This window comes from Streptomyces sp. NC-S4 (assembly GCF_054353315.1).
Window position 1 is genome coordinate 6,288,159 of the sequence record NZ_CM135937.1, and the last position, 20,464, is coordinate 6,308,622.

The 20,464-nt window shown below is 72.4% G+C and carries 15 protein-coding genes; 12 read left to right on the top strand and 3 right to left on the bottom strand.

Annotated features, from left to right (window positions below):
- Positions 1-16 precede the first annotated feature (16 nt).
- Positions 17-184: a gliding motility protein gene (locus ACXNSR_RS28460; RefSeq protein ID WP_458638213.1), complete on the bottom strand. Its 168-nt coding sequence runs from the start codon at positions 182-184 to the stop codon at positions 17-19.
- 227 nt (positions 185-411) lie between these two features.
- Here ACXNSR_RS28460 and miaA point away from each other — a divergent pair, with 227 nt between their 5' ends.
- From miaA to hflX, 6 genes are all read left to right on the top strand, one after another.
- On the top strand, positions 412-1,350 hold the full coding sequence (gene miaA / locus ACXNSR_RS28465) for a tRNA (adenosine(37)-N6)-dimethylallyltransferase MiaA (protein WP_458638214.1): 939 nt from the start codon (positions 412-414) through the stop codon (positions 1,348-1,350).
- Between the two features lie 132 nt (positions 1,351-1,482).
- A complete protein-coding gene (locus ACXNSR_RS28470) occupies positions 1,483-2,004 on the top strand; it encodes a hypothetical protein (protein ID WP_458643419.1) in 522 nt (173 codons plus the stop codon).
- A gap of 67 nt (positions 2,005-2,071) precedes the next feature.
- Positions 2,072-2,947 (top strand): diaminopimelate epimerase, encoded by an 876-nt coding sequence (gene dapF / locus ACXNSR_RS28475; RefSeq protein WP_458638215.1) that lies wholly within the window; start codon positions 2,072-2,074, stop codon positions 2,945-2,947.
- A gap of 140 nt (positions 2,948-3,087) precedes the next feature.
- On the top strand, positions 3,088-5,172 hold the full coding sequence (locus ACXNSR_RS28480) for a RelA/SpoT family protein (protein ID WP_458638216.1): 2,085 nt from the start codon (positions 3,088-3,090) through the stop codon (positions 5,170-5,172).
- A gap of 110 nt (positions 5,173-5,282) precedes the next feature.
- Positions 5,283-6,803 (top strand): M1 family metallopeptidase, encoded by a 1,521-nt coding sequence (locus tag ACXNSR_RS28485; RefSeq protein ID WP_458638217.1) that lies wholly within the window; start codon positions 5,283-5,285, stop codon positions 6,801-6,803.
- Between the two features lie 140 nt (positions 6,804-6,943).
- A complete protein-coding gene (gene hflX / locus ACXNSR_RS28490; protein WP_458638218.1) occupies positions 6,944-8,449 on the top strand; it encodes a GTPase HflX in 1,506 nt (501 codons plus the stop codon).
- A gap of 122 nt (positions 8,450-8,571) precedes the next feature.
- Here the strand turns inward: hflX and ACXNSR_RS28495 are convergent, their stop codons facing one another.
- Positions 8,572-9,741: a trypsin-like serine peptidase gene (locus ACXNSR_RS28495; protein ID WP_458638219.1), complete on the bottom strand. Its 1,170-nt coding sequence runs from the start codon at positions 9,739-9,741 to the stop codon at positions 8,572-8,574.
- Positions 9,742-9,930: 189 nt separating this feature from the next.
- On the opposite strand from ACXNSR_RS28495, the gene ACXNSR_RS28500 reads away from it, so the two are divergent.
- From ACXNSR_RS28500 to ACXNSR_RS28520, 5 genes are all read left to right on the top strand, one after another.
- Positions 9,931-11,433: a diaminobutyrate--2-oxoglutarate transaminase family protein gene (locus ACXNSR_RS28500; protein ID WP_458638220.1), complete on the top strand. Its 1,503-nt coding sequence runs from the start codon at positions 9,931-9,933 to the stop codon at positions 11,431-11,433.
- A 21-nt stretch (positions 11,434-11,454) separates the two neighbouring features.
- Positions 11,455-13,737 (top strand): IucA/IucC family protein, encoded by a 2,283-nt coding sequence (locus ACXNSR_RS28505; protein ID WP_458638221.1) that lies wholly within the window; start codon positions 11,455-11,457, stop codon positions 13,735-13,737.
- 31 nt (positions 13,738-13,768) lie between these two features.
- Positions 13,769-14,482 carry a GNAT family N-acetyltransferase gene (locus tag ACXNSR_RS28510; protein WP_458638222.1) on the top strand — a complete coding sequence of 238 codons (714 nt, stop codon included), beginning with the start codon at positions 13,769-13,771 and terminating at the stop codon, positions 14,480-14,482.
- A 99-nt stretch (positions 14,483-14,581) separates the two neighbouring features.
- On the top strand, positions 14,582-16,432 hold the full coding sequence (locus ACXNSR_RS28515) for an IucA/IucC family protein (protein ID WP_458638223.1): 1,851 nt from the start codon (positions 14,582-14,584) through the stop codon (positions 16,430-16,432).
- Positions 16,433-16,484: 52 nt separating this feature from the next.
- On the top strand, positions 16,485-18,455 hold the full coding sequence (locus ACXNSR_RS28520; RefSeq protein ID WP_458638224.1) for an ATP-dependent DNA helicase: 1,971 nt from the start codon (positions 16,485-16,487) through the stop codon (positions 18,453-18,455).
- A gap of 95 nt (positions 18,456-18,550) precedes the next feature.
- On the opposite strand, the gene lexA is transcribed toward ACXNSR_RS28520, so the two are convergent.
- A complete protein-coding gene (lexA, locus tag ACXNSR_RS28525) occupies positions 18,551-19,345 on the bottom strand; it encodes a transcriptional repressor LexA (RefSeq protein WP_458638225.1) in 795 nt (264 codons plus the stop codon).
- 469 nt (positions 19,346-19,814) lie between these two features.
- Here lexA and nrdR point away from each other — a divergent pair, with 469 nt between their 5' ends.
- A complete protein-coding gene (gene nrdR / locus ACXNSR_RS28530) occupies positions 19,815-20,327 on the top strand; it encodes a transcriptional regulator NrdR (protein WP_030008840.1) in 513 nt (170 codons plus the stop codon).
- The last annotated feature ends 137 nt before the right edge of the window (positions 20,328-20,464 follow it).

A 20,464-nucleotide genomic window follows, 5' to 3' on the forward strand; every position in this document is an offset into this window, starting at 1 on the left:
CTTCCGTTGGCGGTCGCTACGTGCGGGCGCCCTCGCCGGTCTCGCTGTCCGCGGCCACCGGGGCCGCCAGCTGCTTCGGAATCTCCACGACTCCCGCCTCCGGAGACTTCTCGGCAACAGGCTCGGCCTCCTCGGCCGCACCGGACTCCGCCGTCAGGTCCTCCGCCGCGACCACCTCGGTCACAACTTCGTCCTTACGGCGAAAAAACCGATCAAAAACGCCCATGTCTACTCCCGTAACGTTACTCGTGTGAGTGAAGTTCCGCGTCGACCGGACCGGCCTGCGCCGGGCGTACGCAGGGCGTATGCCCGGCCGGAACCTCGCCAGGGCAACGACCCCGACCTCACCCCGTCACGCCACTCGATCGGGTACATGGCCGCGCCTTGACCAGGGGCTGAGAGACTGGGGCGGTGAGGAAAGCAGCCCCCGCCCCGCGGGTCATCGCCGTAGTAGGTCCCACCGCGGCAGGAAAGTCCGACCTGGGCGTCGCCCTGGCCCGCCATTTCGACGGCGAAGTCGTCAACGCCGACTCCATGCAGCTGTACCGGGGGATGGACATCGGCACCGCCAAACTGACGACGGAGGAGCGCGGCGGTGTCCCGCACCACCTGCTCGACATCTGGGACGTCACCGACACGGCCAATGTCGCCGACTACCAGCGGCTGGCCCGCCTGGAGATCGACAAACTGCTCGCCGAGGGCCGCACCCCCGTCCTCGTCGGCGGATCCGGCCTGTACGTGCGCGGCGCCCTGGACGTGATGGAGTTCCCCGGCACCGACCCCGAGGTGCGGGCCCGCCTGGAGGAGGAGCTGGCCCTGCGCGGCTCCGGCGCCCTGCACGCCCGGCTCGCCGCCGCCGACCCGGCCGCCGCGCAGGCCATCCTGCCCAGCAACGGCCGCCGCATCGTCCGCGCGCTCGAAGTGATCGAGATCACCGGCCGCCCCTTCACCGCCAATCTGCCCGGTCACGATTCCGTCTACGACACCGTGCAGATCGGCGTCGACGTGGCCCGCCCGGAGCTCGACGAGCGCATCGCGCTGCGGGTCGACCGGATGTGGGAGGCCGGTCTGGTGGACGAGGTCCGCGCGCTGGAGGCCCGCGGGCTGCGCGACGGAATCACCGCCTCCAGGGCGCTGGGCTACCAGCAGGTCCTGGCCGCGCTCGCCGGTGAGTGCACCGAGGACGAGGCCCGGGCCGAGACCGTCCGGGCGACCAAGCGGTTCGCCCGCCGCCAGGACTCCTGGTTCCGCCGCGACCCGCGCGTGCACTGGCTCAGCGGGGCCGTCGCCGACCGGGGGGAACTCCCCGGACTCGCGCAGTCGTTGGTCGAACGAGCGGTCACAGCCTGATCACGTGATGGCATCGGGACGCCTCACGCGCCAGTAGCGGGGCCGAGGGCGTGCCATCATCAAACTCGAGCAGGTGCGATCACCTGCGATGAACGGCAGCGCACTGAGTCCGAGTGGGGAGGGCGCGTGGCAATGGAGGCCGGCCCTCGCGACACCGGGCAGGACGACACCCGGAGGGAAGCGGACCCGATGCTTCTGGACGGGACCGACGGGACGGACGGGCCCGCAGGGCTCGGGCTGCCCGCCGATCCGGCGCGACTGACCCCGGACGGTCCGGACACCCCGGACTCCGCCGAGGCGGAGGCCGCCGCCGGGCCCGAGTTCGAGGTGGAACTGCGCCCGCAGCGCCGCCTGCGCCTGTGGCAGATCGCCCCCATCGCGATGCTCGCCGCGACCGGTTCGCTGATGTTCGCCTTCCCGCTCGCCTTCGAGTTCGGCGACGGCGGTGCGGTGGTCGCCATGCTCGGCTTCCTGATCAGCTGCTGCGCCGGAGGCTGGGGAATGATGGCCGCCCGGCGGGTCGGCTACACGTGGCCCGGTCTCCCGGTCCGCGGGAGCGGCCGCCGACCGGACTGGCGCATGGCCGCGCTGTACGCCGTCGTCGCGCTGGCCGTCGTAGGCCTCGCCGTGTACCGGGTCGCCAGGCTCCGCTGACCGCCCGGCCGGTTCCGCCCCTCGGACGGTGCGGCCCCTCTGAGCTGGGGCTCGGTACCATGGGCGGGTGACGCAGACCACCCTCTCCTTCCTCAAGGGCCACGGCACCGAGAACGACTTCGTGATCGTCCCGGACCCGGACAACGCCATCGAGCTGCCCGCGTCCGCCGTCGCGAAGCTGTGCGACCGGCGCGCCGGGATCGGCGCGGACGGCGTCCTGCACGTCGTCCGGTCCGCCGCGCACCCCGAGGCCGCTCACCTGGCCGACGAGGCGGAGTGGTTCATGGACTACCGCAACAGCGACGGCTCCATCGCCGAGATGTGCGGCAACGGCGTGCGCGTCTTCGCCCGCTACCTCCAGTACGCCGGACACGTCGAGCCCGGCGACCTGGCCGTCGCCACCCGTGGAGGCGTCAAGCGGGTGCACCTCGACAAGACGGGCGACGTCACCGTCTCCATGGGCCGCGCCGAGCTGCCCGCCGGCGAGGTCACGGTCAGCGTCGACGCCCGCAGCTGGACCGCGCGGAACGTGAACATGGGCAACCCGCACGCGGTGGCCTTCGTCGAGAGCCTCGACCACGCGGGGAACCTGTTCGCCGCGCCCGCGTTCAGCCCCGCGTCCGCCTACCCGGCCGGGGTCAACGTCGAGTTCGTCGTCGACCGCGGCCCCCGGCACGTCGCCATGCGCGTCCACGAGCGCGGATCCGGCGAGACCCGCTCCTGCGGAACCGGCGCCTGCGCCGTCGCCGTGGCCGCCATCCGCCGCGACGGCGTTGACCCGGCCGCCACCGGCGAACCGGTCGCGTACACCGTCGACCTCCCCGGCGGTACCCTGATCATCACCGAACACCCCGACGGGCAGATCGACATGACCGGACCGGCCGTGATCGTGGCTGCAGGGGAGTTCGACGGGTCCTGGCTCGCCGAAACGGCTTTCGCCTGAAGCTTCCCTCTAACGGGTGATCCGTTTCACGCTGAGCGAGAGGTGGACTGCGCCACGTGGTGGGGTCGGTAACATCAGGCACCGGCCCTGAGGGCTCACCCCATGCCCACCACCGCCGGTCGAAGCCGCCGGAGGTGCCCATGAGTGCAGAGGCCACGAACCCCGAAGCACACCCCGAAGCGCGCCCTGAGCTCCGCAGACGGGGGCGGACCAGGCTCGATCTGCGCCGGCTCGGGCGCGCGGCCCTGCTCGGGCCGACGTCACGGGACCGGCTTCCGGACGCGATCGGCCACGTTGCCGAGGCGCACCGCGCCCACCACCCGGACGCCGATTTGTCCATTCTGCGCCGCGCGTACCTCCTCGCGGAGACCTCGCACCGCGGCCAGATGCGAAAAAGTGGTGAGCCGTACATCACACATCCACTCGCCGTCACCCTGATCCTCGCCGAACTCGGCGCCGAGACCACGACCTTGACGGCCTCTCTGCTCCACGACACGGTCGAGGACACCGACGTGACCCTCGAACAGGTCCGGGCGGAGTTCGGTGACGAGGTGTGCTTCATCGTCGACGGCGTCACCAAGGTGGAGAAGATCGACTACGGCGCCGCCGCCGAGCCCGAGACCTTCCGCAAGATGCTCGTCGCCACCGGCAACGACGTCCGCGTCATGTCCATCAAACTCGCCGACCGGCTGCACAACATGCGCACCCTGGGCGTGATGCGCCCCGAGAAGCAGGCCCGCATCGCCAAGGTCACCCGCGACGTCCTGATCCCGCTGGCCGAACGGCTCGGCGTCCAGGCCCTCAAGACCGAGCTGGAAGACCTCGTCTTCGCGATCCTGCACCCCGAGGAGTACGAGAGCACCCGCGCGCTCATCGCCGCCCACGCGGGGGAACGCGACCCGCTGCCCGCCATCGCCGACTCCGTGCGCGGTGTCCTGCGCGACGCCGGCATCGCCGCCGAAGTGGAGGTCCGGCCGCGGCACTTCGTCTCCGTGCACCGCATCTCCCGCACGCGCGGAGAACTGCGCGGCTCCGACTTCGGCCGCATCCTCGTCCTCGTCGGCGAGAACGCCGACTGCTACGCGGTGCTCGGCGAGCTGCACACCTGCTTCACGCCGGTCGTCTCGGAGTTCAAGGACTTCATCGCCACCCCGAAGTTCAACCTCTACCAGTCGCTGCACACCGCCTTCGCCACGCCCGAGGGCTACGTGGCCGAGGTCATCGTGCGGACCCGGCAGATGCACCGGGTCGCCGAGGCCGGCGTGGTCGCCCTCGGCAATCCGTACGCCACCGCGACGCCCGACGCCGCCGCCACCGATCCGGACGAGGAGCGCGTGGACCCCACGCGGCCCGGCTGGCTGTCCCGGCTGCTCGACTGGCAGCAGTCCGCACCCGACCCCGACACCTTCTGGACCGTGCTCCGGGCGGAGCTCGCCCAGGACCGGGAGATCACCGTGTTCCGGGCCGACGGGGGCACGCTGGGCCTGCCGGCCGGGGCCAGCTGTATCGACGCCGCCTACGCGCAGCACGGCGAGGCGGCCCACGGCTGTATCGGCGCCCGCGTCAACGGGCGCCTCACCTCCCTGTCCTCCTCCCTGTCCGACGGGGACACCGTCCAGCTGCTGCTCGCACAGGACGCCTCCTCCGGACCCGCAGCCGAGTGGCTGGACCACGCGCGGACCCCCGCCGCCCGGATCGCCATCAGCAGCTGGCTCGAATCCCATCCCGACCGGGCCCTGGCCACCACCTCGGCCGCCCGGGCGCCGCTCTCGGTGGTCGGGGCCCGCGGCGGCGGGGCCAACGCCGTCGCCGACCTGCCGGACGCCACCGTGCGGCTGGCCGGGTGCTGCACCCCGGTACCGCCGGACGCCGTCGCCGGGTTCCTGGTCCGCGGCGGTGCCGTCACCGTGCACCGCATCCACTGCGCGGCGGTGGCGCAGATGCGCGCCGTGGGGCGCACCTCCGTCGCCGTGCACTGGCGGGCCACGGCGGACTGCCGGGTCACCCTGCGCGCTGAATCGTTCGGCCGCCCGCACCTGCTGGCCGACCTGACCGAGGCCATCGCCCGCGAGGGGGTCGAGGTGGTTTCCGCGACCGTGGAGCCGCCGGTCGAGCAGCGGGTCCGGCACAGCTACACCCTGCAGCTGCCCGACGCGGCCGGGCTGCCCGCGCTGATGCGGGCGATGCGGGACGTGCCGGGCGTGTACGACGTCAGCCGGGTGTAGACGCCGCCCGGGCGCGGGCGTAGGCCGGAACGGCTCCGGAAGGTCCCGTTCGGGTGGAACCGTCGCGCGCCGTGCACGGCCGTGCGGTGGGCGCTGGTAAGCGGTAGTGGATGCAGCTCTCCTCCCCGCGCCTGCGCGCCGCCCTGCTCGCCGCGGCCTCCCTCACCCTCGTCGCCGCCGTCCTGCCCCCGCCGACGCCGCTGGGCATCGGCGACCGGCTCTTCCCGGAGCTCGGGAACCCCGGGTACGACGTGCTCTCGTACGACCTGTCCTTCGACTACAAGGACAACCTGAGCCCGCTCGACGCGGTCACCGTCATCGACGCCCGCGCCCTGGAGCGGCTGGAGCGCATCAATCTGGACTTCACCCACGGCAAGGTGGCGTCCGCCGAGGTCAACGGGGAGCCGGCGCGGTTCGAGAGCGTGGCGGAGGACCTGGTCCTCACCCCCGCGCGCCCGGTGGCGCAGAACATGCCGCTGCGCATCACCGTCCGGCACACCAGCGATCCGCGCGGCCGCGGCGACGGCGGCTGGGTGCCCACGGCGGACGGCTTGGCCATGGCCAACCAGGCCGACGCGGCGCACCGCGTCTTCCCCTGCAACGACCACCCCGCCGACAAGGCGTTCTTCACCTTCCGGATCACCGCCCCGGCCGGTCTCACGGCCGTCGCCAACGGGGAGCCGGTGGCCCCGGCGCTGCGGCTCGGCCCCACGACGACCTGGACGTACCGGACCCGGCACCCGATGGCCACCGAGCTGGCCCAGGTCTCGGTGGGCAGCTCCGAGGTCGTGCACGGCACCGGACCGCACGGACTGCCGCTGCGCGACGTGGTGCCCGCGGCCGACCGGCAGCGGCTCGACCCCTGGCTCAAGAAGACCGCCGGCCACATCGAGTGGATGGAGGAGCGGGTCGGCCGCTACCCCTTCGAGAACTACGGGGTGCTGATCGCGCGGGCCACCACCGGCTTCGAGCTGGAGACGCAGACCCTCTCGCTCTTCGAGAGCAACCTGTTCGCGGGCGAGGGCTACCCCGACTGGTACGTCGAGTCGGTGATGGTCCACGAGCTCGCCCACCAGTGGTTCGGCGACAGCGTCACCCCGCGGACCTGGTCCGACCTGTGGCTCAACGAGGGACACGCCACCTGGTACGAGGCCCTGTACGCGGACGGGCTCGGCAAGTACTCCCTGGAGCGGCGCATGCGCGAGGCGTACCAGCGCTCCGACCAGTGGCGGGCGGCGGGCGGCCCGCCGGCCGCCCCGAAGGCCGCCGCACCCGGCCAGAAGATCGGGCTGTTCCGGCCGGTGGTCTACGACGGGTCCGCGCTGATCCTCTACGCCCTGCGGCAGGAGATCGGCACCGAGGCCTTCGAGAGGATCGAGCGGCGCTGGGTCGCGGACAACCGGGACGGGATCGCGGGGACGTCCGACTTCGTACGGCTGGCCTCGCAGGAGGCGGGCCGCGACCTCGCGGCCTTCCTGGAGCCCTGGCTGTACGGGGCCACGACCCCGCCGATGCCGGGGCACCCGGAGTGGAGCGGCACGGCGGCCCCGGGCACGGCGGGCAAGACGGGCAAGGCGGGCTCCGGCAAGGCGGGCTCCGGTGGGGCCGCGGCGGACGGGAACGCCCGATAAAAGGGTGTGACCGGCGAGGAACGGGCATGTCACCATCGACGGGGCCGTGCGGGGAATCCCCCGGCGGTGTGACACGTTGGACGTGACAGTTAACGTCACAGTCAACGTGACACTGCTATTCGAAACGACGTAAGGATCCAATGACCTCCTCTTCTTCCCCTTCCCAGGACGCGCGGGACGCACAGGACGTGCGGGACCCGCAGAGCTTCACCGAGAGCCTTCGGGCCGATGCCCTGATGGAAGAGGACGTCGCCTGGAGCCACGAGATCGACGGAGACCGGGACGGCGAGCAGTTCGAACGCTCGGAGCGCGCGGCCCTGCGCCGCGTGGCCGGCCTCTCCACCGAGCTCGAAGACGTCACCGAGGTCGAGTACCGGCAGCTGCGCCTGGAGCGCGTCGTCCTCGTCGGTGTCTGGACCTCCGGCACGGTGCAGGACGCGGAGAACTCCCTCGCGGAGCTCGCCGCCCTCGCCGAGACGGCGGGTGCGCTCGTGCTCGACGGTGTGATCCAGCGCCGTGACAAGCCCGACCCGGCCACCTTCATCGGCTCGGGCAAGGCGCGCGAGCTGCGTGACATCGTCATGGAGAGCGGCGCCGACACCGTCGTGTGCGACGGCGAGCTCAGCCCCGGCCAGCTCATCGCCCTCGAGGACGTCGTCAAGGTGAAGGTGGTCGACCGGACCGCCCTGATCCTCGACATCTTCGCCCAGCACGCCAAGTCCCGAGAGGGCAAGGCGCAGGTTGCGCTCGCGCAGATGCAGTACATGCTGCCGCGACTGCGCGGCTGGGGTGCCTCGCTGTCCCGGCAGATGGGTGGCGGCGGCGGTGGCGGCATGGCCACCCGAGGCCCCGGTGAGACCAAGATCGAGACCGACCGGCGACGGATCCGCGAGAAGATGGCGAAGATGCGCCGGGAGATCGCGGAGATGAAGACCGGCCGTGACATCAAGCGGCAGGAACGGCGCCGCAACAAGGTGCCCTCGGTCGCCATCGCCGGATACACCAACGCGGGCAAGTCCTCGCTGCTCAACCGCCTCACGGGCGCGGGCGTACTGGTGGAGAACGCACTGTTCGCCACCCTCGACCCGACCGTGCGCCGGGCCGAGACGCCGAGCGGCCGGGTCTACACCCTGGCCGACACGGTCGGCTTCGTCCGGCACCTGCCCCACCACCTGGTCGAGGCGTTCCGCTCCACGATGGAGGAGGTCGGGGACTCCGACCTGATCCTGCACATCGTGGACGGCTCGCACCCGGCTCCGGAGGAGCAGCTGGCGGCGGTGCGCGAGGTGATCCGCGAGGTCGGCGCGGTGAACGTGCCGGAGATCGTGGTGATCAACAAGGCCGACGCCGCGGATCCGCTCGTCCTGCAGCGGCTGCTGCGGATCGAGCGGCACTCGATCGCCGTTTCGGCGCGGACGGGCATGGGCATCGAGGAACTCCTCGCGCTCATCGACTCCGAGCTGCCGCGGCCCGAGGTCGAGGTGGAGGCCCTGGTGCCGTACACGCGCGGCTCGCTGGTCGCCAAGGCGCACGCCGAGGGCGAGGTGATCTCCGAGGAGCACACCCCGGACGGCACCCTGCTCAAGGCGCGGGTCCACCAGGAACTGGCGGCGGACCTGGCGCCGTACGCGCTCGCGAAGCGCTGAGCCTGCCGGACGGCTCGACGGTCTGACGGTTTGACGGCTGAGGCCCCCTGCACGTGCAGGGGGCCTCAGCCGTTTCGGTCGAACCGGGTCCGGGGCTGCCCGGACCCGCTCGGACGACCGGACTACTTGAACTTGCGGCTGACGGCGTCGAAGATGCCCTTCGCCTCCGGGCCCAGCCGGGGTCCGGCCAGCCAGCCCGCCTTGGCCGGGCCGATCGAGGTGTTCGACACCAGCGCCGGCTTGCCGTCCGAGCCCGCCGAGACCCAGCCGCCACCGGAGGAGCCGCCGGTCATCGTGCAGCCGATGCGGTACATCACCGGGTCGTTCGCGTTCAGGGACAGCCGGCCCGGCCGGTCCGTGCACTGGAAGGCGCGCTGGCCGTCGAACGGAGCCGCAGCCGGGTAGCCCGTCGCCGTGATGCTCGCGACCTTCGGCACGGCCTGCGCGTTGAACTCCACCGGGAGCGCCGAACCGACCGTCTCCTCCAGGGACTTGGTGCTGCCCTTCTCGGGCGCCACGTGCAGTACCGCGAAGTCGTACGGGGCACCCGCGCCGCCGGTCGGACCGCCGCTGGCGATCCACTGGTCGGAGGTCTGCGCCCAGTCGCTCCACCACACGCCGAACGGGGCCACCGTCTCGCGGGGCGCGCCCTTGAGCTGAGCCGCCGGCTTGCCGCCGTTGTTGTAGGACGGGACGAAGGCGATGTTGCGGTACCAGCCGCCGGCCTTGCCCGCGTGGACGCAGTGACCCGCGGTCCAGACCATGTTCGACTTGCCGGGGTGCGCCGGGTCCTTGACCACGGTCGCCGAGCAGACCATCGAGCCCTCGGGGCCGTCGAAGAACACCTTGCCGGAGGACGGAACGCTCGTGTGGTAGGGCGGGGCGGCCTGCTTGGCCGCCACCGGTGCCGGGGTCGGGTCGGTGACGCCCTGGTCCTTGCCCGCGTCGGGGTCGACGGCCGGACGCTGCGGCTGCTCGGCGTCACGCATGCGGTCCGGGTCCCACAGGCCCTCGATGACCGGGTTGATGTAGTCGCCCGCCTCGCGGAGCCAGTCCTCCTTCTTCCAGTTCTTCCACTCACCCCCCTTCCACTTCTCCAGGTCTATCCCGTGTTCCTTGAGCTTGTCCTTGAGCTGGTCAGGGATCTTGATCCCGTCCTGGCCCGGCAGGCTCGCGGCCACGGTCGGCTTGGCGTCGCCGCCGGCCTCCCCCTCGCCTGGGCCGCAGGCAGCCGCGGTCAGCGCGAGCGTGGCCGCGCACAGAATCGCGGTGACCGGTCGGTTGGGTCGCATGTCGTTCGTCCCCCTGGGAGTTCGAGGAGTGGAGTGCAGCCCCCCACTATGCCGCTGTCGCCGAGGACGACACAGGCCGGGGCCGCGGTTCCTGGCGCTCTTCCCGTGCGGCACAAGGATCTTGAGTCAACCCGTGATCCCTTGCCGTCACCGTCGTTGGTACGTACGGGGGATGGGGGAGCAGCGTTCATGTTCGAGACGCAATCCGGAAGAGCAATCAGTGCGGGAGGACCGACACTCGTGGCTGTCACCGAGCCGGCCGCGGCGGCGGCCGCGACAGGGATCCCGCCCCAAGTGCCGTCGCAGGTAGGCCGGGGACCGGATCCGGAGGGCACGGGCGGCCCAGGCGGCCCGGGTGGTCCGGACGACCGGGGCGCGGGCGGTGGGCCCGAGGGCTCCGTCGCTCCGGAAGGGATCCTGGGCAGGCAGGCGCAGCGGGAGTCCGCCGCCCGGACGTACGCGCGCTCGCTGCCCATCGTCCCGGTGCGGGCCCGCGGCCTCACCATCGAGGGCGCCGACGGACGGCGTTACCTCGACTGCCTCTCCGGCGCGGGCTCGCTCGCCCTCGGACATAACCACCCGGTGGTGCTCGAAGCCATCCGGGGCGTCCTCGACTCGGGGGCTCCGCTGCACGTGCTGGACCTCGCGACCCCGGTCAAGGACGCCTTCACCACCGAGCTGTTCGCGAACCTGCCGCCCGGGCTGGCCGCCGACGCGCGCATCCAGTTCTGCGGTCCGGCCGGTACGGACGCCGTGGAGGCCGCCCTCAAACTGGTGCGCACCGCGACCGGACGTCCCGGGCTGCTCGCCTTCACCGGGGCCTACCACGGCATGACCGCCGGGGCCCTGGACGCCTCGGGCGGCGCCCCCGGGGTACGGGTGACCCGGCTGCCGTACCCGCAGGACCTCCGCTGCCCGTTCGGCGTCGGCGGCCCCGAAGGCGCCGAGCTCTCCGCACGCTGGACGGAGAACCTGCTGGACGACCCGAAGGGCGGCGTGCCCGCCCCCGCCGGCATGATCGTCGAGCCCGTGCAGGGCGAGGGCGGGGTGATCCCCGCCCCGGACGGCTGGCTGCGCCGGATGCGGGAGATCACCGCGGCGCGGGGGATCCCGCTGATCGCCGACGAGGTGCAGACGGGCGTGGGCCGGACCGGTGCCTTCTGGGGGGTCGACCACGCCGGGGTGGTGCCCGACGTCATGGTCCTCTCCAAGGCGATCGGCGGCAGCCTGCCGCTCGCGGTGATCGTGTACCGGGCCGGACTGGACGTCTGGGCTCCCGGCGCGCACGCGGGCACCTTCCGCGGCAACCAGCTCGCCATGGCCGCCGGTACCGCCACGCTCGCCTTCGTCCGCGAGAACCGGCTCGCCGAGCGCGCCGCCGCCCTGGGGCAACGGATGCTGGCGGCCCTGCACGGCCTGGCCTGCGGCCATCCCTGCATCGGAGAGGTACGGGGCCGGGGCCTGATGATCGGCGTCGAACTCGTCGACCCCGACACCGGGGCCGCCGCGCCGTCCCTCGCCGCCGCCGTCCGCCAGGAGTGCCTGGACCGCGGCCTGATCGTCGAACTCGGCGGCCGCCACGGCGCCGTGGTGCGCCTCCTTCCCCCGCTGACCCTGACCGACGAGCAGGCCGCGGCGGTCCTCGACCGCCTGGCCGACGCCATCCCGGCCGCCGCCCGCCGGACCCACTGACCCGCACCCCGAGGACCCGCGATGCCCGACCCGCACCAATCCACCCCGATCACGCAGACCCAGCCGCTGTCCGCCGACCGGCCCGCCCCACCGACGGGACCGGTCCACGCCCAGCCGCAGCCGCTCCCGGGCCACGAGGAGACCGACGCCCCGGGCCGGCCGTCCCCGGCGTCCGGCACCGCGACGCCGGTACGTGAGTCCGCCGGGCCGCCGTCCCCGACGCCCCGGCCCGACGCGCCCGAAGCCCGGGGTCCGGAGCTCGCGGTCAGCCCGTCGGCCCGGCCCGTACCCACCGAGGACGCACCGACCCCGTCCCCGGCCGACGCGCCACCCCACGCCGACGGGGCCACGGCCGAGCACCCGCAGCCGGGATCGGCGGGCGCGCCGGAAGCACCGGCCGAGCCGCCCTCCCCGGCGGCCGCGGCTGCCACCGGGACCGGGACCGGTACGGGAACCGGCGCCGGCGCAGGCGCCGGGGCCACGGCCACGGTGCCGCGGCAGAAGGACGGCACACCCCGGCCCCGCACCGGATGGACGAGCCCTCTCCGGCTGGAGCCGACCACACTGCCCGACCTCCTCAACCACCCCGACCCGGCCGTTGCCGCCGAGTCCGCGGCGGTGGAGAACCTGCTCCGCTGCTGGGTCCGCGAATCCGGCGTCGGCCGCCCCGACGGCCCCGCCGGAACCCCGCTGCGCATCCCCCTTCCCGCCTCCGGTACCGCCCTGCTCGTCCCCGTCCGCCACTGGTCCCACACCGGCTGGCACCGATTCGGTGCGGTCCGGCTCGAAGGCACGACCGCGTCCGCGCCCTCCCTCGACGCCGTCACCATCGCCGCGCTCGTCGCCCGCGAGGGCACGAGCGGCGGCCGGGGCGCCGCCGACCTCGTCGGCCGGGTCGCCGACTCGGTGCGCCGCACCGCCGAGTTCATCGCCGACCGGCGGGAACGCCCCACCGCCCCCGCCCCCGTCGGCGGGGACCGGTTCCTCACCGCCGAACAGGCACTCCTCCTCGGTCACCCCCTCCAGCCCGACCCGAAGAGCCGCGAAGGACTCTCCGAGGCCGAGGTACGCCGCTACTCACCCGAACTCCACGGCTCCTTCCCCCTGCACTGGTTCGCGGTCGAACCCGCTGCTCTCGCGACCGAGTCGGCATGGACCGAGAGCGGCCGCCCCGTCTCCGCCCCACAGCTCCTCGGCAGACTCGCCCCCGGACTCCCGCTGCCGGGCGGCACCACCCCCCTTCCCCTGCACCCCTGGCAGGCCCGCGACCTGCTCCAGCGCCCCGCCGTCACCGCCCTCCGCGACGCGGGACTCCTGCACGACCTGGGCCCCCACGGCGAGCCCTGGTACCCCACCTCCTCCGTCCGCACCGTCCACCGCCCGGGCGCCCCCGCGATGCTCAAGCTCTCCCTGGGCCTGCGCATCACCAACTCCCGCCGCGAGAACCTCCGCAAGGAACTCCACCGCGGCGTCGAGGTGCACCGGCTGCTCCGCACCGGCCTCGCCGAGCAGTGGCAGGCCTCCCACCCCGCCTTCGACATCGTCCGCGACCCCGCCTGGGTCGCCGTGGACGCCCCGGACGGAACCCCCGTGCCCGGACTCGACGCCCTGCTGCGCCACAACCCCTTCCGTGCGGGCGACGACCCCGTCTGCATCGCCGCACTCACCGCTCCCCGCCCGTGGCCCGGCCGGACCACCATGAGCTCCCGCCTCGCCGAACTCGTCACCGGCCTCGCCACCGCCACGGGCCACACCACGTCCGCCGTCGCCGCCGAGTGGTTCCTGCGCTACCTCGACCACGTGGTGCTGCCGGTCCTCGCCTTCGATGCGCTCGCCGGCATCGCCCTCGAAGCGCACCAGCAGAACACCCTGGTGCTCCTCGACCCGGCCGGCTGGCCGATCGGTGGCCGCTACCGCGACAACCAGGGCTACTACTTCCGCGAATCCCGCCGCGCGGAACTGGAGCACCGGCTCCCCGGCATCGGAAGCGCCAGCGACACCTTCGTCTCCGACGCCGTCACCGACGAACGCTTCGCCTACTACCTCGGCATCAACAACGTGCTCGGCCTCATCGGCGCCTTCGGATCCCAGCGGCTCGCGGACGAACGGGTCCTGCTCGCCGCCTTCCGCCGCTTCCTCGCCAAGGCCGCGGGTCTCGGCCCGCTCCCCGCCCGGCTGCTCGACTCGCCCACCCTGCGGTGCAAGGCGAACCTGCTCACCCGCCTGGGCGGTCTCGACGAGCTGGTCGGCCCCGTCGACACCCAGTCCGTCTACGTCACCATCACCAACCCCCTTCACGATTGACGCGTCGGCGCCGACGCGGAGAAGAGCCCCGATGCCCTCCACCGACACCACAGCCCCGGCCCCGGCCGCCCGATCCGCCCACGACGCCCGCACCGCCACCGGCGTCGTCGAAGTCGCCGACGGAAGGCGCGCACAACGCCTCAATGCGGAACTGCTGCCCCTGCTCGCCGAGGCCGACCTGCTCGATTCCCCCGCCATCTGGGGCAGCGTCACCACACCCGCCGGAGTCTTCCGCCTCGAACCCGTGCGGCCCGGCCGGGACCTGGAGCTGCTCACCGGCTGGATGAACGACCCCGAGGTGGCCGCCTACTGGGAGCTCGCGGGCCCCGCCGCGATCACCGCCACGCACCTGCGGGCCCAGCTCGACGGCGACGGCCGCAGCATCCCGTGCCTGGGCCTCCTCGACGGCACGCCGATGAGCTACTGGGAGATCTACCGGGCCGACCTCGACCCGCTCTCCGGGCACTACCCGGCGCGCCCCCACGACACCGGTATCCACCTGCTCATCGGAGACGGCGCGAACCGCGGCCGCGGGCTGGGAACAGCTCTGCTGCGTGCCGTCGCCGACCTGGTCCTCGGCAACCGCCCCCGCTGCACACGCGTCGTCGCGGAACCGGACATCCGCAACACCCCCTCCGTATCAGCCTTCCTGAACTCCGGCTTCCGCTGCTCCGCGGAAATCGACCTTCCCGAGAAGCGGGCCGCCCTGATGATCCGGGAGCGGGTGCTGCGCAATCTCCTCTGAGTGCCGCCCCGCAAACCCCGACCGTCGTCGGCAGCTTTGCACCTCTCCCTTCGATAACTCTGCGTAGCGAAGCAAAGTTCCCGACCTCCGAGGAGTCACGTGCCGAACTTCCCCGCAGCCCCCGACGCGGCCGAACCCGCCATGCCACCGTCCCCCCAGCACCCCTGCACACCGCCCGAACTCAACTCCGCGACCTGGGACTTCGCCGGTCGCCGACTGCTCGCCAAGATGCTCGCCGAGTTCGCCTACGAGGAGATCATCCATCCGGTCCCCGCGCCGGCCGCCGCCGGGGACGCCTGGACCCTGACCCTCGACGACGGCAGCAGCCTCGGCTTCCGCGCCCGCCGCCGTTCGTACGGCAGCTGGCACGTCACCCCGGACACGATCACGCTGACCCCGGGCGACCTCGGGAGCCCGACCGCGTTCGGGGACCCGTACGCCTTCCTCGTCCGGGCCCGCACCCTCCTCGGGCTCGACGGCCCCACCCTCGGTCACCTCGTCCGCGAGCTCAGTGCCACCCTCACCGCCGACGCCCGGCTCGACCACACCGCACTCACCGCCGACGTCCTCGCCGACCTGGACTACGCCACCCTCGAAGGCCATCAGACCGGCCATCCCTGGCTCGTCCCCAACAAGGGCCGCATCGGACTCTCCGCCTCCGACGCCGCGGCCTGGGCCCCCGAGGCCCGCACCCGCCAGCGGCTGCCCTGGCTCGCCGCCCACACCTCGCTCGCCGCCTACCGCGGAACCGCCAGCCTGGAGGACCCCGCCCGCCTCTACGCCGCCGAGCTCGACCCCGTCACCCGGGCCGCCTTCGACCGGTCGCTGCGCGACCGCGGCCTCGACCCGCTCCACTACCTCTACCTGCCGGTCCATCCCTGGCAGTGGGACGAGGTCGTCCTCCCCCTCTTCGCCCCGGCGCTCGCCTCCGGCGCCCTGGTACCGCTCCCCGCCGATCCCGACGTGCGCCTCCCGCAGCAGTCCGTCCGCACCTTCCTCAACCTCAGCCGGCCCGACCGGCACAGCGTCAAACTCCCGCTCTCCGTCTTCAACACCATGGTCTGGCGCGGACTGCCCTGCGACCTCGCGCTCGCGGCCCCCGCCGTCACCGCCTGGATCCACTCGCTCCGCGACGGCGACCCCTTCCTCCGCGACGAGTGCCGGGTCGTCCTGCTCGGCGAGGTCGCCTCCGTCACCGTCCGTCACCCCGTCTACGACGCGCTCCCCGAGGTCCCGTACCAGTACAAGGAGCTCCTCGGCGCCATCTGGCGCGAGCCCTTGACCGGCCTGCTGGCACCCGGCGAGCGAGCCCGCACGCTCGCCTCCCTCCTCCACACCGACCCCCGGGGCCGGTCCTTCACCGCCGAGCTCGTCGCCCGGTCCGGGCTGACCCCCACCGTCTGGCTGCAGCACCTCTTCGCCGCCCTCCTGCCCCCGCTGCTGCGCTTCCTCTACCGCTACGGCACCGTCTTCTCCCCGCACGGCGAGAACGCCATCGTGATCTTCGACGAGCGGGACGTCCCCGTCCGGCTCGCCGTCAAGGACTTCGTGGACGACGTCAACATCACCGACGAACCGCTGCCCGAGCTCGCGTCCCTGCCCGGCGAGGTCCGGGCGGTCCTGCTGACCGAGCCCGCCGACTTCCTGCCCCAGTTCATCCACTCCGGCCTGTTCGTCGGCGTCTTCCGCTACCTCTCGGCCCTGTGCGAGGACGGCCTCGGCGTCCCGGAGGGCGAGTTCTGGTCCCTCGTACGGGCGGAGATCCTGCGCCACCAGGCCCGCTTCCCGGAGCTCAAGGACCGCTACGAGCTCTTCGACCTGCTCGGCGAGCGCATCGGACGGCTCTGCCTCAACCGGAACCGGCTCTACGAAGACGGCTACCGGGACCGCCCCGACCGCCCGCACGCCGTACAGCACGGCACCGTCCCCAACCCCTTGTACCGGCCATGATTCCTCGCCGGTGCGCCCGCTGTCGGTGCGGCCCCGTAGGGTTGGCAGTGCTATGACGAAGCCCTCCCTCCCCGACCTGCTGCACGCCGCCGTCTCCGCCGTCGGCGGCACGGAGCGGCCCGGCCAGGTGGCCATGGCCGAAGCCGTCGCCGAAGCGATCGACGACAACTCCCACCGGCTGATCCAGGCCGGTACCGGCACCGGTAAGTCCCTCGGCTACCTGGTGCCGGCCCTCGCGCACGGCGAGCGCGTGGTCGTCGCCACGGCGACCCTCGCGCTCCAGCGGCAGCTCGTCGAGCGCGATCTGCCCCGGACGGTGGAGGCACTGCATCCGCAGCTGCGCCGCCGCCCCCAGTTCGCCATGCTCAAGGGCCGGTCCAACTACCTGTGTCTGCACCGCCTGCACGAGGGCGCTCCGCAGGACGAGGAGGACGGGCTCTTCGACCAGTTCGAGGCGGCCGCGCCCACCAGCAAGCTCGGCCAGGACCTGCTGCGCATGCGCGACTGGGCCGACGAGACCGAGACCGGCGACCGCGACGATCTGACCCCGGGTGTTTCGGACAAGGCCTGGTCCCAGATCTCCGTCTCCTCCCGCGAGTGCCTGGGCGCGACGAAGTGCGCGTACGGCGCCGAGTGCTTCGCGGAGGCCGCGCGTGAGCGGGCCAAGCTCGCGGACGTGGTCGTCACCAACCACGCACTGCTCGCCATCGACGCCATCGAGGGCGCCCCCGTGCTGCCGCAGCACGAGGTGCTGATCGTGGACGAGGCCCACGAGCTGGTCTCCCGGGTGACCGGGGTCGCCACCGGCGAGCTCACCCCGGGTCAGGTCAACCGGGCCGTGAAGCGTGCCTCCAAGCTGGTCGACGAGAAGATCGCCGACTCCCTGCAGACCGCCTCGGAGACCTTCGAGCGCGTCATGGAGCTGGCGCTCCCCGGTCGGCTGGAGCAGATCCCCGAGGACCTCGGCTACGCGCTGATGTCGCTGCGGGACGCCTCGCGCAATGTGATCTCGGCGATCGGCGCGACCCGGGACAAGTCCGTCCACGACGAGGACGCGGTGCGCAAGCAGGCGCTGGCCGCGGTGGAGAGCATCCACGGGGTGGCGGAGCGGATCACCAACGGCTCCGAGTACGACGTCGTCTGGTACGAGCGCCACGACCGCTTCGGCGCCACCCTCCGGGTCGCGCCCCTGTCGGTGTCCGGTCTGCTGCGCGAGAAGCTGTTCGAGGACCGCTCCGTGGTCCTGACCTCCGCCACCCTCAAGCTGGGCGGCGACTTCAACGGGGTCGCGGCCTCCCTGGGCCTGTCCCCCGAGGGGGTCGAGGGCGACGACGTGCCCGTCTGGCGCGGCCTCGACGTCGGCTCGCCTTTCGACTACCCCAAGCAGGGCATCCTCTACGTCGCCAAGCACCTGGCCACGCCGGGCCGCGAGGGGACCCGCGGCGACATGATGGACGAGCTCGCCGAGCTGATCGAGGCGGCCGGCGGCCGCACCCTCGGTCTCTTCTCGTCCATGCGTGGTGCCAAGGCGGCCGCCGAAGAGCTGCGCGGCCGGCTCGACAACCCGATCCTGCTCCAGGGCGAGGAAACCCTCGGCGAGCTGATCAAGTCCTTCGCCGCCGACCCGAAGACCTGCCTGTTCGGGACGCTGTCGCTGTGGCAGGGCGTGGACGTGCCGGGTCCCAGCTGCCAGCTCGTGGTCATGGACCGGATCCCCTTCCCGCGTCCCGACGACCCGCTGATGAGCGCCCGCCAGAAGTCGGTCGAGGAACACGGGGGCAACGGCTTCATGGCCGTCGCGGCCACACATGCCGCGCTGCTGATGGCGCAGGGCGCGGGCCGTCTCGTACGGGCCTCGGGCGACCGGGGTGTCGTCGCGGTCCTGGACCCGCGGCTGGCGACGGCCCGGTACGGGAGCTTCCTGCGGGCCACGCTGCCGGACTTCTGGTACACCACGGACCGCAACCAGGCCCGCCGCTCGCTCGCCGCGATCGACGCTGCCGCCCAGGCTGACGGCAAGTGATTCTCCGCTAGAGCGGTGGTGGCTTTGCCGTGGAGAACGGAGCAACCCCCGGAACCGGCGCAGTGGGTCCCGGGGGCTGAATGGGGGCGGCGGGGTCAGACCCGACGCAGTACCGCGACAACCTTGCCGAGGATCGTCGCCTCGTCGCCGGGAATCGGCTGGTAGGCGGCGTTGTGCGGGAGGAGCCAGACGTGGCCGTCCTCGCGCTTGAAGCGCTTGACGGTGGCCTCGCCGTCGAGCATCGCGGCGACGATGTCGCCGTTCTCCGCGACCGGCTGGCGACGGACCGTGACCCAGTCTCCGTCGCAGATGGCGGCCTCGATCATCGAGTCGCCGACGACCTTGAGGACGAAGAGCTCACCATCGCCGACCAGCTGGCGCGGGAGCGGGAAGACGTCCTCCACCGACTCCTCGGCGAGGATCGGACCGCCGGCCGCGATCCGGCCGACCAGGGGAACGTAGGAGGCGGCGGGCTTGCCGGTGGTGTCCGTGGGCTGCGAGCTGGGCTGGTCGGAGCCGCGGACCTCGTAGGCCCGGGGACGGTGCGGGTCACGACGCAGGAAGCCCTTGCGCTCCAGGGCCATCAGCTGGTGTGCGACCGACGAGGTGCTCGAGAGGCCGACCGCCTGGCCGATCTCCCGCATCGACGGCGGGTAGCCCCGCCGCTGCACGGAGTCGCGAATGACCTCGATGACCCTCCGCTGCCGGTCTGTGAGCCCGGAGCTGTCGGCGCGGATGCCTGGAGGTCGACCTGGCAGCGACCGTGCGGGGCGTACTGCGGGCTCCGCCTCCGGGTTCAGGTTTGCGTCGTTCATGGCATGCACCGGCTCGAGTCGGCTCTGGGAGCGGTTCTGGGCGGTAATGGCGGCACTGTCTGCGGTGGTGGTCACGTCGGCCCCTCTCGAAATGTTCTCCCTAGCTGGACAACGGTAGTAGCTTTCGAAAGGTTGCGCCAAACACACGTTCGAGTGAAAAATCGCAGATCGTCCTGCGTGGACATATCAAGGGGTGTATGGACGATCGGTTCGCCGAACGCGGGTTCGGCTCGGCATTCGCCGCCTACGGTACCCTTCCCGGTCGGATCGCCGCCTTTCGGGACCGCGCCCAGTCTGGCACCGCAAGGCCTCGTGTCCGCCCATCGGACGCCGCGACACGCGAAGGCGCGCAAATCCGCCACAACCCAAGATCTAGTGGTTGGATGAGCGCTGCCACCCAGAGGTTGTGGTCCTCGGGTCTTCCGGGGGCTCCGGCATCGCATATGCTGGTGGCTGCTTCACGAGCCCCCGACGGAGTCCAGCTCCGTCGTCGAGGGGCTCCGTGGGGTGATTCGGTCGTGCCAAAAGGGAGGGTGAGGGAACCATGCACTGCCCCTTCTGCAGGCACCCCGACAGCCGCGTTGTCGACAGCCGCACCACGGACGACGGCACGTCGATCCGCAGGCGCCGTCAGTGCCCCGACTGCTCCCGTCGTTTCACGACGGTGGAGACGGCCTCGCTGATGGTGATCAAGCGCAGCGGGGTGACCGAACCCTTCAGCCGCACCAAGGTCATCTCTGGCGTGCGCAAGGCGTGCCAGGGGCGGCCGGTCACCGAGGACGCCCTCGCCAAGCTCGGCCAGCGGGTCGAGGAAGCGCTGCGCGCCACCGGGAGTGCCGAGCTGACCACCCACGACGTGGGTCTGGCCATACTCGGCCCGTTGCAGGAACTCGACCTGGTCGCGTACCTGCGCTTCGCTTCCGTTTACAAAGCTTTCGACACCCTTGAAGACTTCGAGACCGCCATCGCGGAACTCCGCGTGTCGCGGTCTCATCCCGAAGAGTGCGAGCTCGGTGGGACCGCCCAGGTCCCCGTGCCCGCCTCCGCCGCCGACTGACCGGACCATCCGCACCGCGGCGCTCACGCGTCGTGACGCGGCCGGTCGGCCAGGCGAAGAGACGTAGATACACGACACAGCACTGTGCCGCGGAATAGCGATGGCACTTTAGGGCGTTTTTGCCCGCATATGGGAGG

Excerpts from the sequence above, each read along its gene's own strand:
- nrdR (WP_030008840.1), top strand. The coding sequence starts at position 19,815 with ATGCACTGCCCCTTCTGCAGGCACCCCGACAGCCGCGTTGTCGACAGC.
- ACXNSR_RS28510 (WP_458638222.1), top strand. The coding sequence starts at position 13,769 with ATGCCCTCCACCGACACCACAGCCCCGGCCCCGGCCGCCCGATCCGCC.
- ACXNSR_RS28470 (WP_458643419.1), top strand. The coding sequence starts at position 1,483 with ATGGAGGCCGGCCCTCGCGACACCGGGCAGGACGACACCCGGAGGGAA.
- ACXNSR_RS28500 (WP_458638220.1), top strand. The coding sequence starts at position 9,931 with ATGTTCGAGACGCAATCCGGAAGAGCAATCAGTGCGGGAGGACCGACA.
- ACXNSR_RS28485 (WP_458638217.1), top strand. The coding sequence starts at position 5,283 with ATGCAGCTCTCCTCCCCGCGCCTGCGCGCCGCCCTGCTCGCCGCGGCC.
- ACXNSR_RS28480 (WP_458638216.1), top strand. The coding sequence starts at position 3,088 with ATGAGTGCAGAGGCCACGAACCCCGAAGCACACCCCGAAGCGCGCCCT.
- hflX (WP_458638218.1), top strand. The coding sequence starts at position 6,944 with ATGACCTCCTCTTCTTCCCCTTCCCAGGACGCGCGGGACGCACAGGAC.
- ACXNSR_RS28520 (WP_458638224.1), top strand. The coding sequence starts at position 16,485 with ATGACGAAGCCCTCCCTCCCCGACCTGCTGCACGCCGCCGTCTCCGCC.
- ACXNSR_RS28505 (WP_458638221.1), top strand. The coding sequence starts at position 11,455 with ATGCCCGACCCGCACCAATCCACCCCGATCACGCAGACCCAGCCGCTG.
- ACXNSR_RS28495 (WP_458638219.1), bottom strand. The coding sequence starts at position 9,741 with ATGCGACCCAACCGACCGGTCACCGCGATTCTGTGCGCGGCCACGCTC.